Origin of the sequence: Flavobacterium sp. NLM, from assembly GCF_002210235.1 — a bacterium.
In the GTDB taxonomy this organism is placed as follows: Bacteria; Bacteroidota; Bacteroidia; order Flavobacteriales; family Flavobacteriaceae; genus Flavobacterium; species Flavobacterium panici.
The window spans coordinates 189,617-204,804 of record NZ_LIAC01000004.1; the positions used below are offsets into that span (position 1 = coordinate 189,617).

The window sequence follows — 15,188 nt, forward strand, 5'->3', positions numbered from 1 at the left end:
TTTCAGGTTTCACGTTACGTTGGAACCTGAAACTTGAAACCTGAAACTTGAAATTTCAAATAAAAAACAAAACCCGACAGGTTTTAAAAACTTGTCGAGTTTAGATATTTATAAGAAAAACTATTTCTTAGTTTTCCATGTAAGCTTCGATAGGAGCACAGCTGCAAACTAAGTTTCTGTCACCGTATGCATCATCTACACGACGAACTGATGGCCAGAATTTATTTTCAGCAATATACTCTAATGGGTAAGCCGCTTTTTCTCTGGTGTAAGGGAAATCCCAAGAATCTGTAGTCAACATTGCCAATGTGTGAGGTGCATTTTTCAATACATTGTTTTTATCATCAGCAGTTGCAGCTTCAATCTCTTTTCTAATAGAAATAAGAGCATCACAAAAACGATCTAATTCTGCTAAATCTTCAGATTCTGTTGGTTCAATCATTAAAGTTCCAGCTACTGGGAAAGAAACTGTTGGAGCGTGGAAACCATAATCCATTAAACGTTTTGCGATATCACCAACTTCAATTCCGTTTTCTTTAAATGAACGACAATCTAAAATCATTTCGTGAGCTGCTCTTCCGCATTCTCCAGTATAAAGAATTGGGTAGTGACCTTCGAAACGAGATTTCATGTAGTTAGCATTCAAGATTGCATGCTCTGTAGCACTTTTTAATCCTTCAGCACCCATCATTGTGATGTAACCGTAAGAGATTAAACATACTAAAGCAGATCCGTAAGGTGCAGATGAAATTGCTGTAATAGCTTGTTCGCCGCCTACTTTTAAGATTGGGTTTGTTGGCAAGAACGGAACTAATTTTTCGTTCACACAAATTGGTCCAACTCCAGGTCCACCGCCACCGTGAGGAATAGCGAATGTTTTGTGTAAGTTTAAGTGACAAACATCAGCGCCAATTGTAGCAGGATTTGTTAATCCAACTTGTGCGTTCATGTTTGCACCATCCATATATACTAATCCGCCATTATCGTGGATTAATTTTGTGATTTCGATAATTGAAGATTCGAAAACTCCGTGAGTAGAAGGATACGTTACCATTAAACAAGATAAATCATCTTTATGTTCAATTGCTTTTTCTCTTAAATCTTCTACGTCAATATTTCCTTCCGGAGTCGTTTTAGTAACAATGATTTTCATTCCGGCCATCGCTGCAGAAGCAGGATTTGTTCCGTGGGCTGATGATGGAATTAAACATACATTACGGTGACCTTCGTTTCTTGACAAATGGTAAGCACGAATCGCCATTAAACCTGCATATTCCCCCTGAGCTCCAGAGTTTGGTTGTAATGTTGTTCCTGCAAATCCGGTAATTACATTTAATTGCTGCTCTAATTTTTTAAGCATTGTGATGTAACCTTCTGCTTGCTCAACTGGTGCAAACGGGTGAATGCTGTTCCAGTTTGGCATTGATAAAGGCAGCATTTCAGAAGCTGCATTTAATTTCATCGTACAAGAACCTAATGAAATCATCGAATGATTCAACGATAAATCTTTACGCTCTAATTTTTTGATGTAACGCATCAATTGGCTTTCAGAATGATGATTGTTGAAAACATCATGCGTTAAGAAAGGCGACGTTCTTTCTAATGAAGCTGGTAATTGACTTGCAGCAGTTAATTCAGAAACAGTGAAAGTTTCTTTTCCTAAAGCTTCAGCAAAAATGGCAATAATTTGGTTGATGTCGGCAATTGAAGTTGTTTCGTTTAATGAAATCGAAACAGAGTCAGCATCAGGATAGAAGAAGTTTACTTCGTTTTTCTCTGCAACAGCTTTTACTTTTTGAGCGTCTGCTTTTACTAAAATAGTATCAAAGTAAGCTGTGTTAGTTTGGAAAACTCCTAATTTATTTAAAGCTTCAGCAGTAGTAACCGCCGATGCGTGAACTTTGTTTGCAATATATTGTAAACCTTTTGGTCCGTGGTAAACCGCATACATTCCGGCCATAACCGCTAGTAAAACCTGAGCTGTACAAATGTTTGAAGTCGCTTTTTCACGTTTAATGTGCTGTTCACGAGTTCCTAACGCCATACGTAAAGCACGGTTTCCATTTACATCAATAGAAACTCCAATAATACGACCTGGCATAGATCGTTTGTATTCGTCTTTAGTCGCAAAAAATGCAGCGTGAGGACCACCGTAACCCATTGGTACACCAAAACGTTGTGAAGTTCCAACCACTACAGCAGCGCCCATTTCTCCCGGAGAAGTTAAAGCAGCAAGTGATAAAATATCAGCAGCAAAAGCTACTTTAATTTCGTTTTCTTTTGCTTTAGCAACAAAAGCGCTGTAATCGTTTACCTGACCATATTTTCCTGGATATTGTAAAATCGCTCCAAAAAACTCAGTTGAAAAATCAAAAGTTTCATGGTTTCCAACAACTAATTCAATTCCGATTGGAGTTGAACGTGTTTGCAATACAGATAAAGTTTGTGGTAAGATTTCTTCAGAAACGAAGAATTTATGTGTATTGTTTTTCTTTTGATCTCTTGTACGGACATCAAAAAGTAAAGCCATAGCTTCTGCAGCAGCAGTTCCTTCGTCAAGTAAAGAAGCATTTGCAATTTCCATTCCTGTCAATTCAATAACAGTAGTTTGGAAATTTAAAATCGCTTCAAGACGACCTTGCGCAATTTCTGCCTGGTAAGGCGTGTAAGCTGTGTACCATCCCGGGTTTTCGAAGATATTTCTCTGAATTGGCGCAGGAACAATAGTTGGATGATAACCCAAACCAATATATGATTTGAAAACTTTATTTTTCTTTCCTAATTCCTGAATATGGTTTGCAAATTCGTATTCTGTCATTGCAGGATCCAAATTCAAAGGCGCTTTTAAACGAATATCGTCCGGAAGGGTTTCATAAACAAGTTGTTCGATCGAGTCAACACCAATGGTTTGTAACATGTGTTGAAGATCTGTTTCTCTTGGACCAATGTGTCTTAAAGCAAAAGCATCTGTTTTCATCTGTAGCAGTCTATTTTTTTAAAGATCAAAAGTAATTTGCCGAGTGTTTCTATACGATTTCACAAGGTTTATTACAATTTATAGTAAATGTGTTGTTTTTTTGTGGCGCAAAATTAAGTATTATTAATAATTTAATGGGTATTTTTAACTTCAATTTTTATCAAATTTATAACTAAAGAGTTGATTTGTTACCAATTGATTAGATTTGAGGCATGAAACTTTTAAAACAAATTTTCGATTTTTATTTAAACAGCAGTATTCACGTGGCTTTGTCGTGTTATGCTCTAGTTCGAATTACGTTTCATTTCTTTCATATTCAGTATGATGAAGCCATGGCATTGTTTGTTTTTTTCGGAACAATTGTAGGATATAATTTTGTAAAATATGATGCTTTGGTTCGGGTGAAAAGAAAACCGGTTGGCATTCAATTAAAAATTATTGCTGTTTTAAGTTTTGTTTCAGTGATTTTAGTGGGTTATTATTTTTTCCACCTAAAGCGAATTACCCAAATTGTTTCCGTAGTAATTTTTGCCATAACGGCACTTTACACATTGCCGTTTTTCCCAAACAGAAAAAATGCCCGAAATTGGGCAGGTGTAAAAATTTATATCGTAGCACTTTGTTGGGTTGGTGCGACTTTGGTTTTGCCATACATTAATTCCGAAATTCCCTTTACAGCTAACTTTTTTATAAAATGCATTCAGCGTTTTGTTTTGGTTTTTGTCCTGATTTTGGTTTTCGAAATTCTGGATTTGGCAAATGACGATCCGCATTTGCAAACCGTTCCGCAGACAATCGGTGTAAAACGAACCAAGATTTTAGGATTTTCACTTTTGGTTCCGTTTTGGGTTTTAGGAATTTTGTCTTTTACAGTTCACGATCTTATCATTAACCTCATTATGGTTGTGACCTTAATGCTTTTTATCTTTTTTGCTAATACAAATCGTTCCCGATATTATACTTCCTTTTGGGTCGAAAGCGTACCGATATTTTGGTGGCTGATGATTGCTTTTTTATAAAAAGACGTAAAAGTTTCTAATAATTTGGGCGTGTCCCTCCGGGTCGGGCTATCCGCTCCAAGTCCTCGCACTTCCTTCGTCAGGCTGTGGGCTATCCGCTTCTATCCCTCACGCAAACCGTAAAACGAGAAAATTCATTTTCCAAGATATATATTATTTTCTATTGAGATAACATAGCCAATGGTTTCAACCATTGGGACGGTTTCTTTTGACAACGTTTCCCACGGTTGAAACCGTGGGCTATGTTTGAATTGTAGAGTTTGAAAATAAATTTTGATTTAATTGCCTCCAGCTTTAGCTGGAGGTAAAAAATAAGTCTCCTAAGAGGGCTTTAGCCAAAAGATAAAGTTTGGCTAAAGCCAGGAATATTTAATCCTAATTAACCTCCAGCTAAAGCTGGAGGCAATTGAAAATATCTTTTTAATCTGCTTAATCTGCGTGAAAAAAACAACGACATTATCTTTTAAAAAAATCTATTTCGTTTTTTGTTCTGCAAGAGCTTTATTCAAATCAGCTTTTGCCTCATCAAGTTTTTTTCTCTTTTTGTCAATTTTTTCTTTGCTTTCTTTGTCTTTAATCGCTTCGTTCAAATCGGCCGTTCTTTCGTTAACTTTTTGCTGTTTCTCTTTTACCTTTTTGTCCAGATCTTTGTTCACTGTTTTAGTCGTACAGTTTTTCTTGGTCTGCGCTATAGCATCTTCAACTCCTTTAATCTGATTTTGATTTCCGGCTTTTTTAGCAGCGGTTAATTTTGTATTTAGTTCACATAATTTTCTTTCGCATCCTTTTAAGGTTGTACAATTGCTTTGCGAAAATCCAATAAAAGAAACAGTAAAAAGAAATACAGTTAATATCGTTTTTAATTTCATAAGTATGTTTTTGATTAATTTATCTGATTCATTCAGAAGTGAATTACTTATAAAAGTAAGAAAATTATCTTAACTAGTTTTTTCTGAAACTTCTTTCAAAACCTTATTTCTTTCCAAAAGAAACTGAGTCATATGTTTTTCTAAAAATAAAATATCAAAAAGTTCTCCGAAGATCCCAAACGGAGTTTCATATTGTAATACATCTTTCATGATTGTTACGCCATTTTGTTCCTCAAAAATATGTTCATGTCTGAAAGATTTGAATTTTCCTTCTTCCATTTCATCTACAAAATAATCATAGAAATCCATTACAGGAATTCGGGTTTTGTGTGTGAGATAAACCCCGAAATGTTTGCCGCGCCAGGTTACTGTTTCGTTTAAATTTATTAATCCAGATGTTACGCCGGCAATTGCTTTTTCTTTTGTAGGACTTGTAGATTGCTGGTGAATATCGATATTTCTTGAGGCGTCAAAAACGATTTGTTTTGACGCTTTTATTTTTGTTGTGAGGTGTATTGTTGTCATTGATTTGTTAGATTTAAGTTTGTTTTTTGCGCAATCTTGTCATTTCGACGAAGGAGAAATCTTCACAAGTAACTCCGCTATGTGAATCCAATCTTTGTCGAGCTTCTCGTGGAGATTTACTTCGTCTGTTCGCTATCGCTCGAGTCTCCTTCGTCGAAATGACAAAATTGTGTGAATTTGGGATCTATATTAAATCTCGAGAAGCATTATCAATATCTCCAAACTTAAATTGGAATCCATTTTCCAAAAGCCTTTTCGGAATCACATTTCTGCTTTTCAAAACCAGTTCTGTTTCTGTTCGAATAAAAAATGCTCCAATTTCTAGAAAGAATTTGTTAAGCGGAATTCCGAAAGGAAAACCAACAGCTTTTTGAAGTTTCTTCATAAAATCAATATTTCGAATAGGTTCTGGAGAAACAATATTGATAACGCCTGTAATTTCTTTTTGAATAACAAGATCAATTGCATTGGCAAAATCTTCTTCGTGAATCCAGCTTACAAATTGACTTCCTTTTCCTTGTTTTCCTCCGAAACCAATTTTAGCTAAAGTCTTTAACGGAATTAAAGCGCCTCCATTTTTTCCTAAAACTATTGAAGTTCTCAAAGCTGTTTTTAAAGTATTTGGAGTTTCAGTTTTAAAGAATGCTTTTTCCCAGGAAAGCGCAACATTTATAGAAAAATCATTCCCAATTTCGCCATCAACTTCATCCATTTGTTTGTCTAAAGAAAAACGATAAATAGTTGCCGTTGATGAATTCAGCCAATGTTTCGGCGGATTTTTGCAATTCAAAACAGCTTTGTTTAAAATCTTGGTACTTTCAATTCTAGACCAAAGAATTTCTTTTTTATTCTCTTTAGTATAACGACAATCAACAGATTTTCCGGCGAGATTAATTAAAACTGTCGCATTCTCCAATTCATTTTCCCAGCCAGAAAAAGTTCTGGCATTCCAGTTTACATATTTAATTCCGTCAATTGTCTGAGATTTTCCTCGGGTAAGAATTACAATTTCTTCAAATTTATCTTTGAAGTGATTGACTAAAACTTGTCCGAGAAAACCTGTTCCGGCTGCGATTATGAGTTTTTTCATTGAGGGTAGATTTTTTGCCACTAATTGCACGAATTTCCACTAATTTTTTTGGAAATGTTTTTGTTGAATATTAATTCGTGAAAATTCGTGCAATTAGTGGCGAACATTATTTGTCAATTAAAAAGTGTTCTTTTTTTCAATATCTGGAAATACATCATCAATTCTTTTTGCGAGTTCTGGTAATTTAATTGTTGGAACAGCCGGAAATAAATGATGTTCTAAGTGATAAAACATGCTGAAAGTAATTTTGTTTTTCCAGCCTTCTCGCTGTGTTCTGGCAAATTCCGGAGAATCTTCTGTATCATGGTGCACGGTCCAGACAGCAAAGAAAGCCATTAAAAATTCAGCGAAGACCATTATAATAAAATGATAGATCAGGAAATGAATTTGAAAATAGAAAATTATAAAGGTTACAACTGCAATTGAGACAAGCTCTAAGATTACGTTTTTGACATAATTTCTATTTCCTTTTTGCAAGGTTACTTTATGAATCAAAAACATGTGAACTGGCCCATAAAGAATAGCGCCGTACCAAGTCATTTTTGCTGATTTTCCTTCGTAATCTTCATCAGACAAACAATATTTATGATGTCGGATATGATTGAATTTAACAGCATGAATTGAAACCATCAATAAAATACTGTTTGAATAAAGTGTAAACCAGGTTAAGAATTTGTTTGTTCCCAATGAATTATGAAAACCATTATGCACTTGTCTTAATCCGGCTAGAAAGAAAAAAGCTGAAAAAGGAATGGCTGCTAAATAATAACCAAAATAAGCAAGTGTCATAGAAACTAGAAACCATGGAATTGTCAAGTTGTTTTCAATTAGCATTTCTTTAAAGCTAAGCGTTTTCAAATCTTTCCATTGTACTTTTTTGAGTATTTCCTGATGTGTCATTTTTTATGATTTAAGGTTTTCTTTAAACCGACAGTCCCGAAGCCTCGGGATAAAACCTGTCGGGTTTGTTTGGAATGTTTATGCTTTAAAGACTAATCTTTCTTCTCTTTGAGCTTCTTTAGCTTTTCGTTTTCCTCTAAAAAAGAAATACAAGTTGAAGAATAACATGATACCAAGATAAATAGAAAAACCGCCAATTTTGTAACTTAAATTTTCAATTAATTCCTGATAACTGTCTCGATATAATTGCATTTCTAAAATCATTAAGGCAAAACCAATATTTAAAAGATAAAATCCGGTTTCAAAAAGTTTGTTGGTTGCCTCAGCAATTTCTTCACGGCCTTTAAAGATGTCAAGCATAAAGATTTTTCCGTTTTTAAAAAGTGTTTTAGAAACGTAATAAGTTAGAAATAAAGCGACTGGTAAATAAATACTGTAACCGATTAAGATTTTTGTAGTTTCCATAATATTTAGTTTTTGTTGTTATGAATTAGTTTTTGAATGTATTTTGTTATAATTAAAATGTTGAGGTAATGCAGAATTGAAATAATAAAAATTATGACAGCTGTTTTTATGCAGATAGTTTCAATCAATTGTGTTGATGAAATAATTTTCTGCCAGGAAATTAAAGTCATAGCACAATAACCAATATTTAAAAGGTAATAAGCTAAAAGCAAAACCTGATTAATTTTTTGGCAAATGTCAGCATGATTCGGGATTAGATCTGCCACATAAATATTTCCGTTTTTGTAACAGATTTTTCCAACTTTTAGAATGATGAAAGTCGTAATGCTGAGATATATTAAATATCCAATGATGTTGAAATTCATAATTTCTTTTTTTGATTGTAAATAATAAATGTTAGGAAGAATATTAATGAAATAGGCAATAAGAAAAGCCAGGTAAATTCTCCGTTCCAAATGAGGAAGAAAAGGATTACTAAGCCAAAATAGATGTAGATTAGTTTGTTTCTTGGAAATAGTATTACAAATAAAATAGCGGCTAAAACTTGTAACGCTCCTGTAAATACTATTCCATAACCGCCAAGTAATAAAAACATTAGAGCAGCTATATTTATAATTTCTAAAACTTTGAAAGTTGTTTTCATAACTATTTATTGTTTTTAAACTTTCAGAAAAAAATGAAAGTTTTGATTAAATTTTTTTACTTCATCATTTTGATAACTAATTTCCCTAACCAGTTTTCATTGAATTCAGTCATTTTATCTAACATATTATCTGCCTTTAAAACGAAATCGTATAATTTGGAAGTTTGATCCACAAAGTGTTTTTCTTCTGCAGAATCTTTTGCTTCAATTGTCGAAACTTCTTTTAAGATTTTAAGCGCAGGTTTGATTTCTCTTTTGCTTCTTTCTCTGGAGATTTTTGCTGCTAATTCATCTAAATCTTTTTCGGCAGTAAAAAATTCTCTTCTTTCGCCGGCTTTAAATTCTTTATAAACAATTCCCCAATCCATTAATCCTCTCAGGTTCATGCTTGCGTTTCCGCGTGAAATCTGCAATTCTTCCATAATGTCTTCCATAGAAACAGCTTCGTTTGAGATCATTAATAAAGCGTGGATTTGTGCCATCGTTTTATTAATTCCCCATTGAGAACCTAAAGCTCCCCAGGTTTGTACAAACTTATTTTTTGCTTCTTTGAATTCCATAGATCAAATGTAAGTAAAAGTTTTTAAACTTTCAAAAATAATTGAAAGTTTATTTTCGGTTATTTTTATTCTTTTTTAGACTAAATAAAAACGTGTTTCATGTATTGATTTTAATTAATTGATAACCAATATTCTCTGTTCTGCGGCAATTTTTTTATTTGGCTAATGCATCTGCAATAATTTTGAAATCAGAAAAAAACAAGCTAGCAATCTTTTTTTCAAAGCTTGTTTCAAGCTGAAAGAATAAATTTTATGACTTTCTCCCTGAAACAGCAAATCAAACAAAATCACTAAGTGAAGCTGTCTCGCACAGAAAAAAAGCGGCTGCGTAAACCGAAAAGCAGAAATAGAGTAGGTCATAAAATTTTAAAAATTAATTATCATGGCAATTCAAACAGTAGGAAAATTTAAATTAAATCAACAAGGCGGATATGTTTGCAGAACTGAGTTTGTATACTTAGACTCAAATGGACAATTACAAAGTTCTTCGCAAACGGGTAATGAACTTTTAGGTCAGTCGTATACAACAGATCCGGGTAGTCTTGGCGTTCCGGACGGATCAACGCTTTGGATGAAAATCTGGGTTATGGCCGGACACGATAATCAGGCGCAGCAAGCGTTTATATATCAGTCAGGAAATTCGGCTGTTGCTGATTACACTTGTTCAGGAACTACTCTTTCTAACCATTTAGCCTTAGATGGTGTAAGTTCATAGTAATTTAAATAAGTTTTAAAACCACTGATATTGCAATACAATATTGGTGGTTTTTTGTTTAAAGCAGGTGTTTTTACGGGTAAAATTTTCTCGTGTCAAGCTTAACCTGCTTCATGTCAAAGAAACTCCATTTCACATCATTTTTTCCTTTATGTCTACTTATCTGATATAGTTTTGAAGTAGAAATAAACCAAAGTATTCATATTTAAAACATTCTAATTTAAATAAGAATATACAAAATAAAATATCAAATAGGTGGAGCAGACCCCACTTAAAAAAACGAGGCGGTTCCGAAAAGCCTTATGAGTAGGAAAACCAAAAAATACAAAAGTTATGGCAGATTTATTAGCAGGTGCTTATTTAGTAAGTGGTACAATAGGAAATGTAGGAACACCAGGAGCTCCGATCGTATCATTTAGTTTAGTTGTTGTACCATCACAAAATTCAGTTTCTGGTACGGCAGTTATTAAACAAGCAGTAAATGGTCCTGATTCTCATATTGTTGTTCCTGTAACAGGAAAAATATATGCAGCTGGACTTGGACAGTATACACAATTAGTTAGTTTTAAAGGACAATATGTTCAAACTTTTCCAGCTCCGGCAATTGGTGCTTTTTTAGCCGATTTTGACGCTCATTTATCTGTTGATGCAGAATGGAACGGAGTAGGAGGTTTTTCATACTACCAACATCATATTGAAAACGTACCTGTAAAAGCAGTAAAAAATTTACAACCAGAGTTGGCATAATAAAAGACCCCAAATATTAACAACTCGAATTACGAAACATATTAGGATTTAATTGCGCCTGATTTGGTTACAGTTTTGATTGAAAGGGTCGTCTTTTAGACGGCCTTTTTTATTGCCAAAAAAATAAATCACAAAAACATGAATAGAAAACCGATTATTATAATCGTATTAGTTGTCTTTATTGCTGCAGCTGTTACAATATTCTTTTTGAATAAAGAAAAGATTTTGGGAAAAGCCGGAGTTTCAGGATATGCTAAAATGGAAGCAGCAACCACACCTTGCGAATGCGAATCAAGCTGGTTTCCGCACGAACAAACACCGCCGCCTGCAGAAGGAGACGGAAGCCCTTTTGATACTTCAAGTACCACAAATTGTATTTTTCATCAATGGTCATGGCAAAAATTCCTTTGGGTCACAAAACCACTTCCATCTGGAAATCCGTTGTTTTTAGATTCTTTGGATGTTGTTAGTCCTGAGATGGCGCCAGTTGCTCCGCAATTAGGATTAAAATTAGTTTTAAGCTCTATTAATCAGGCAGGTCCGGAAGGCGTACTAGTTTCTAATCCGAAATTTGTTCCCGGAAAAACAGCTGGTGACACGGTATATTATTCTATACACGTAAATAAAACATTACATGATAAAGCCATTATTGCAGCTTCTGAAATTAACAGCGGAAAAGTTCCGTATTCTAATTTAGAAACATTTCCTGTTGGGTCATTAGAATTAAAAGTTTCATGGATTAGTACCGATGCAATTCCGAAAGAAAAAATTGGAGAGTATTTCGTTACTAAAGCAGCATTCAAAAATAAGCAAAGACAATATGTAGCAAAACCTGTTGCTTTGTTAGGAATGCACGTTGTAGGCGTTGTAAAAAATCATCCTGAATTTATCTGGGCAACTTTTGAGCATAAAGAAATGGCTCCGGTTTATGACTGGAAAAACAATTCTGTTACATCAGCAACTGAAATGCTGCTTTATGAAAGCGGAACAACTTCTGGTTTGAAAGGAATAAAATGGGATAAAGTAAACAAGAAACCATTAGAGCCGTATAAAGCTTTTGTTCTTTATGAATATGGAGTTCCTAAAGTGATAAGTACAAATGCTTATATGACAACAAGCCAGGCAGAACCTGCTAATTTTGACAACATCGATACGATCAATAAATGTGTAGCTTCAAAATTAACAGACGTTTTCAAGAATTACTTCTACAACGGATCAATTTGGTTAAATACAGACGGATTAACTCCGGCACAGCAGGCACAAACTATCGTAAAAAGTGATATATCAAGTGTTCTTCCGGATTCATTGGCAAGAGGTTCTGCTAATTTAGCCAACATTACAATGGAGACTTACACGCAGACTTTTCAGGATAGTATACATAAAATTAATGCTGGTAATTTAGCGAATTGTTTTAGCTGTCATCAATCTCAAAATTTTGACACTACAAGAGGAATTGGAAAATCTCCTTTGTATTTAAGCCACGTGTTTGAGTCTTATTTGTATACTACAAAACCTCAGCCGGCAACTGCTAAAAATGTTAACTTAAAAGCTAAACGCATCGAAGAAACAAAAGCACTTAAACTTAAACAGTTTGAAGAAGTGTTTGTTCGCCGACATAAATAGTTCATTTTTTGCAAAACAAAAAGTGTCTTATTTTAATTTTGCTCCAAATGAAAAGCCGAAGTATTACTTCGGCTTTTCTATTTTATCGTTTATCTTCTTTAGAATAATTAGAAGGACCATTAATGTTAATTGGAGTTCCCAGAAAACGAGGTTCGCGATTTCTTAAAACATCAAAAAAGGATTTAAAAATGGAACCATATTCTCTAAAACAAACATATTTATATCCGTGATATTCTCCATTATTTGCAGAATATCCAGCGGATTTTATTCCAAGTTTTTGTCCAATATAAATCGCTCGGTTCAAATGATATTCCTGAGAAATTAATGTCGCTTTTTTAATCTTGAAAATATGTTTTGCACGATACATTGTTGAATAAGTATCGAAACCTGCATAGTCAATAAATATTTTTGTAGTGTCAACTCCATGATTAAAACAATAGTTTTTCATAACCGTTAATTCATCATATTCATCACGGCCATTATCTCCCGAAAGTAAAATTTTATTGATGCGTTTCATTTTGTACAATAAAATTCCGGCATCAAGACGATCTTTTAAATATTTACTTGGCTGATTTCCATTAATTCCCGCACCAAAAATAATTCCGACATCATTTTTAGGAAACTTTTTAACCGAATAATAAATCTTGTTTTTGGTAGAAGATTTTACATAGTAGTTTACAGAAACAATAGCAATCAATCCAATAATTGCAAGATAAAGAACTATTTTAAAATATTTTTTCACGGCTTGTATTTGTAAGATTAAGATTTAAAAACACGAAGATAACTAAAATTATTTCTAAGAGAAATCAAATAAAAAAACCGAAGCGATTATGCTTCGGTTTAATGTAAAAATTTATTAGAGATTAAGATTAAAAAATCTAAAATCTACAATCAAAAATCTGCAATTACAGAAGTCCCGCTCTTTTTAATAAAGCTTCAGGTTTAGGTTCTTGTCCTCTAAAACGTTTGTACAAAGTCATAGGATGTTCAGTTCCACCTTTAGAAAGAACATTATCTTTAAATTTCTTAGCTATTTCTTCATTAAAGATTCCGTTTTCCTGAAAATACTCAAAAGCATCAGCATCTAAAACTTCTGCCCATTTGTAGCTGTAATATCCAGAAGAATATCCGCCTTGAAAAATATGAGAGAAAGCTGTACTCATCGCATTTTCTTTTACATCAGGATACAATTGCGTGTTGGCAAATTGTTCTGTTTCGAAAGCTTTTAAATCGGTAATTGAAGTTGGGTCTTGTCCGTGCCAAGCCATATCTAACAATCCAAAACTTAATTGACGTAACGTTGCTAAACCTTCCTGGAAACTAGCACTTTCTTTAATTTTCTGTACATATTCAATCGGAATAATTTCTCCCGTTTCATAATGATTTGCAAACAAAGCCAAAGCTTCTGGTTCGTAACACCAGTTTTCCATAATCTGACTTGGTAATTCTACAAAATCCCAATAAACAGAAGTTCCAGATAAACTTGGGTAAACTGTATTTGCTAACATTCCGTGTAAACCGTGTCCAAATTCGTGGAATAAAGTCGTTACTTCATTAAAAGTCAATAATGAAGGTTTTGTTTCTGTTGGTTTTGTAAAATTACAAACGTTTGAAATGTGCGGTCTTTCGTTTACGCCATCTTTTATAGATTGTGATTTGAATGAAGTCATCCAAGCACCGTTTCTTTTTCCTTTTCTTGGGAAGAAATCAGCGTAGAAAATTGAAACTAAATTGTCATTAGCATCTCTTACTTCATAAGTCGTAACTTCTTCGTGGTATTTATCGATATCAAAAACTTCCGTAAAAGTTAAACCGTATAATTTTTTGGCAACGGTGAAAGCACCATCTAATACTTTCTCTAATTGAAAATAAGGTTTCAGCTTTTCATCATCTAAATTAAAAAGCTGTTGTTTTAATTTTTCAGAATAATAAGCACCGTCCCATTTTTCTAGCTGTTCGATTCCGTCCAGTTCTTTTGCGAAAGCAGTTAATTCTGCAAATTCTTTTTGAGCTGCCGGTTTTGCTTTTGCCAGTAAATCATTCAAGAATGAAAAAACTTTCTCCGGACTTTCGGCCATTCTTTCCTCCAGAACAAAATGTGCGTGCGTTTTATATCCTAATAAATTAGCTCTTTCAAAACGCAGTTTAGCAATCTTTAAAACATTTTCCTGATTGTCAAATTCATTATTCTGAAATGCTTTTGCACCAAATGCAATTGCCATTTTTTTACGCAATTCACGATTATCCGCATAAGTCAAGAACGGAACATAACTTGGATGATCTAAAGTAAAAATCCATCCTTCTTTTTCCTGATTTTTTGCTAATAATCTTGCGGCTTCGATAGTGCCTTCCGGTAAACCAGATAAATCCTTTTCGTCGGTTAAATGCAGTTCGAAGTTGTTGGTTTCTGCCAAAACATTTTCACCAAACTGTAAACTCAATTTCGATAATTCTTTGTCGATTTCTCTTAATTGGTTTTTTTTGTCTTCTGGCAGATTGGCTCCGTTTCTTGAAAAGCTTTTGTATTTTTTATCTAATAAAGTCGTTTGTTCAGGATTTAAACCTAAACTTTCTTTTTGATCATAAACGGCTTTTACTTTTGCAAATAAATCAGCATTTAAGCGAATATCATTTCCGAATTCTGAAAGTAAAGGCGAAACTTCCTGAGCAATTTTCTGCATTTCGTCATTCGTTTCAGCCGAATTCAAATTGAAGAAAATACTAGAAAGACGATCTAAAATATCTCCCGAAAAATCCATCGCTACAATGGTGTTTTCAAAAGTCGGCGCATCAGGATTATTTACAATTGCATCAATTTCGGCTTTAGCCAAAGCAATTCCTTCGTTGAAAGCAGGGACATAATCTTCGATTTTAATTTGTGAAAAAGGTGCGGTGTTATGTTTAGTTATAAATTTTGAAAGTAAAACACTCATTATGATATTATATTTTTTATTAATAGAAGTCGATTTTTTTGAATTTCAAAGATAGCAATTTATAAAAACCTAATCATCTAAACAAGATCGATTCTCGGCATAAAATCCTCTTAAATTGTGTT

The 15,188-nt window shown here is 33.7% G+C and carries 15 protein-coding genes; 4 read left to right on the forward strand and 11 right to left on the reverse strand.

The annotated features are described in order from the left end of the window. Positions 1 to 127: 127 nt before the first annotated feature. Positions 128 to 2,977, reverse strand: a complete 2,850-nt coding sequence (gene gcvP, locus APR43_RS06230; RefSeq protein ID WP_053470786.1) for an aminomethyl-transferring glycine dehydrogenase — start codon at positions 2,975 to 2,977, stop codon at positions 128 to 130. A gap of 212 nt (positions 2,978 to 3,189) precedes the next feature. On the opposite strand from gcvP, the gene APR43_RS06235 reads away from it, so the two are divergent. Beyond that, the gene (locus tag APR43_RS06235) at positions 3,190 to 3,996 is read left to right on the forward strand and encodes a hypothetical protein (RefSeq protein ID WP_053470787.1); all 807 of its coding nucleotides are present in this window, start codon (positions 3,190 to 3,192) and stop codon (positions 3,994 to 3,996) included. A gap of 473 nt (positions 3,997 to 4,469) precedes the next feature. Here the strand turns inward: APR43_RS06235 and APR43_RS06240 are convergent, their stop codons facing one another. From APR43_RS06240 to APR43_RS06275, 8 genes are all read right to left on the reverse strand, one after another. After that, the gene (locus tag APR43_RS06240; RefSeq protein WP_053470788.1) at positions 4,470 to 4,865 is read right to left on the reverse strand and encodes a DUF1090 family protein; all 396 of its coding nucleotides are present in this window, start codon (positions 4,863 to 4,865) and stop codon (positions 4,470 to 4,472) included. Between the two features lie 69 nt (positions 4,866 to 4,934). Next, entirely contained in the window at positions 4,935 to 5,390 is a 456-nt protein-coding gene (locus APR43_RS06245) for an SRPBCC family protein (protein WP_053470789.1), read from the reverse strand. Positions 5,391 to 5,574: 184 nt separating this feature from the next. After that, positions 5,575 to 6,480: a TIGR01777 family oxidoreductase gene (locus APR43_RS06250; RefSeq protein WP_053470790.1), complete on the reverse strand. Its 906-nt coding sequence runs from the start codon at positions 6,478 to 6,480 to the stop codon at positions 5,575 to 5,577. 117 nt (positions 6,481 to 6,597) lie between these two features. Further along, positions 6,598 to 7,380, reverse strand: coding sequence for a fatty acid desaturase family protein (locus tag APR43_RS06255; RefSeq protein ID WP_053470791.1), 783 nt, complete (start codon positions 7,378 to 7,380; stop codon positions 6,598 to 6,600). Between the two features lie 78 nt (positions 7,381 to 7,458). Continuing rightward, positions 7,459 to 7,845, reverse strand: a complete 387-nt coding sequence (locus APR43_RS06260) for a hypothetical protein (RefSeq protein ID WP_053470792.1) — start codon at positions 7,843 to 7,845, stop codon at positions 7,459 to 7,461. Positions 7,846 to 7,850: 5 nt separating this feature from the next. Next, complete coding sequence (locus tag APR43_RS06265; protein WP_053470793.1) at positions 7,851 to 8,210, reverse strand: hypothetical protein; 360 nt, start codon at positions 8,208 to 8,210, stop codon at positions 7,851 to 7,853. Continuing rightward, positions 8,207 to 8,488 carry a hypothetical protein gene (locus tag APR43_RS06270; RefSeq protein WP_053470794.1) on the reverse strand — a complete coding sequence of 94 codons (282 nt, stop codon included), beginning with the start codon at positions 8,486 to 8,488 and terminating at the stop codon, positions 8,207 to 8,209. The genes APR43_RS06265 and APR43_RS06270 overlap by 4 nt, the downstream gene beginning before the upstream one ends. A gap of 56 nt (positions 8,489 to 8,544) precedes the next feature. Then, positions 8,545 to 9,048 (reverse strand): GbsR/MarR family transcriptional regulator, encoded by a 504-nt coding sequence (locus tag APR43_RS06275; protein WP_053470795.1) that lies wholly within the window; start codon positions 9,046 to 9,048, stop codon positions 8,545 to 8,547. Between the two features lie 382 nt (positions 9,049 to 9,430). Between APR43_RS06275 and APR43_RS06285 the strand changes: the two genes are divergently transcribed. The 3 genes from APR43_RS06285 to APR43_RS06295 all read left to right on the forward strand — a co-directional run bounded on the left by APR43_RS06285 (position 9,431) and on the right by APR43_RS06295 (position 12,133). Then, positions 9,431 to 9,763: a hypothetical protein gene (locus APR43_RS06285; RefSeq protein WP_053470797.1), complete on the forward strand. Its 333-nt coding sequence runs from the start codon at positions 9,431 to 9,433 to the stop codon at positions 9,761 to 9,763. A 333-nt stretch (positions 9,764 to 10,096) separates the two neighbouring features. Further along, positions 10,097 to 10,510, forward strand: coding sequence for a DUF1842 domain-containing protein (locus APR43_RS06290; protein WP_053470798.1), 414 nt, complete (start codon positions 10,097 to 10,099; stop codon positions 10,508 to 10,510). Between the two features lie 138 nt (positions 10,511 to 10,648). Then, positions 10,649 to 12,133 carry a hypothetical protein gene (locus tag APR43_RS06295; RefSeq protein WP_053470799.1) on the forward strand — a complete coding sequence of 495 codons (1,485 nt, stop codon included), beginning with the start codon at positions 10,649 to 10,651 and terminating at the stop codon, positions 12,131 to 12,133. Between the two features lie 82 nt (positions 12,134 to 12,215). Here the strand turns inward: APR43_RS06295 and APR43_RS06300 are convergent, their stop codons facing one another. Then, positions 12,216 to 12,875, reverse strand: coding sequence for a vancomycin high temperature exclusion protein (locus APR43_RS06300; RefSeq protein ID WP_053470800.1), 660 nt, complete (start codon positions 12,873 to 12,875; stop codon positions 12,216 to 12,218). 163 nt (positions 12,876 to 13,038) lie between these two features. Continuing rightward, a complete protein-coding gene (locus APR43_RS06305) occupies positions 13,039 to 15,066 on the reverse strand; it encodes a M3 family metallopeptidase (protein ID WP_053470801.1) in 2,028 nt (675 codons plus the stop codon). Positions 15,067 to 15,188 lie beyond the last annotated feature (122 nt).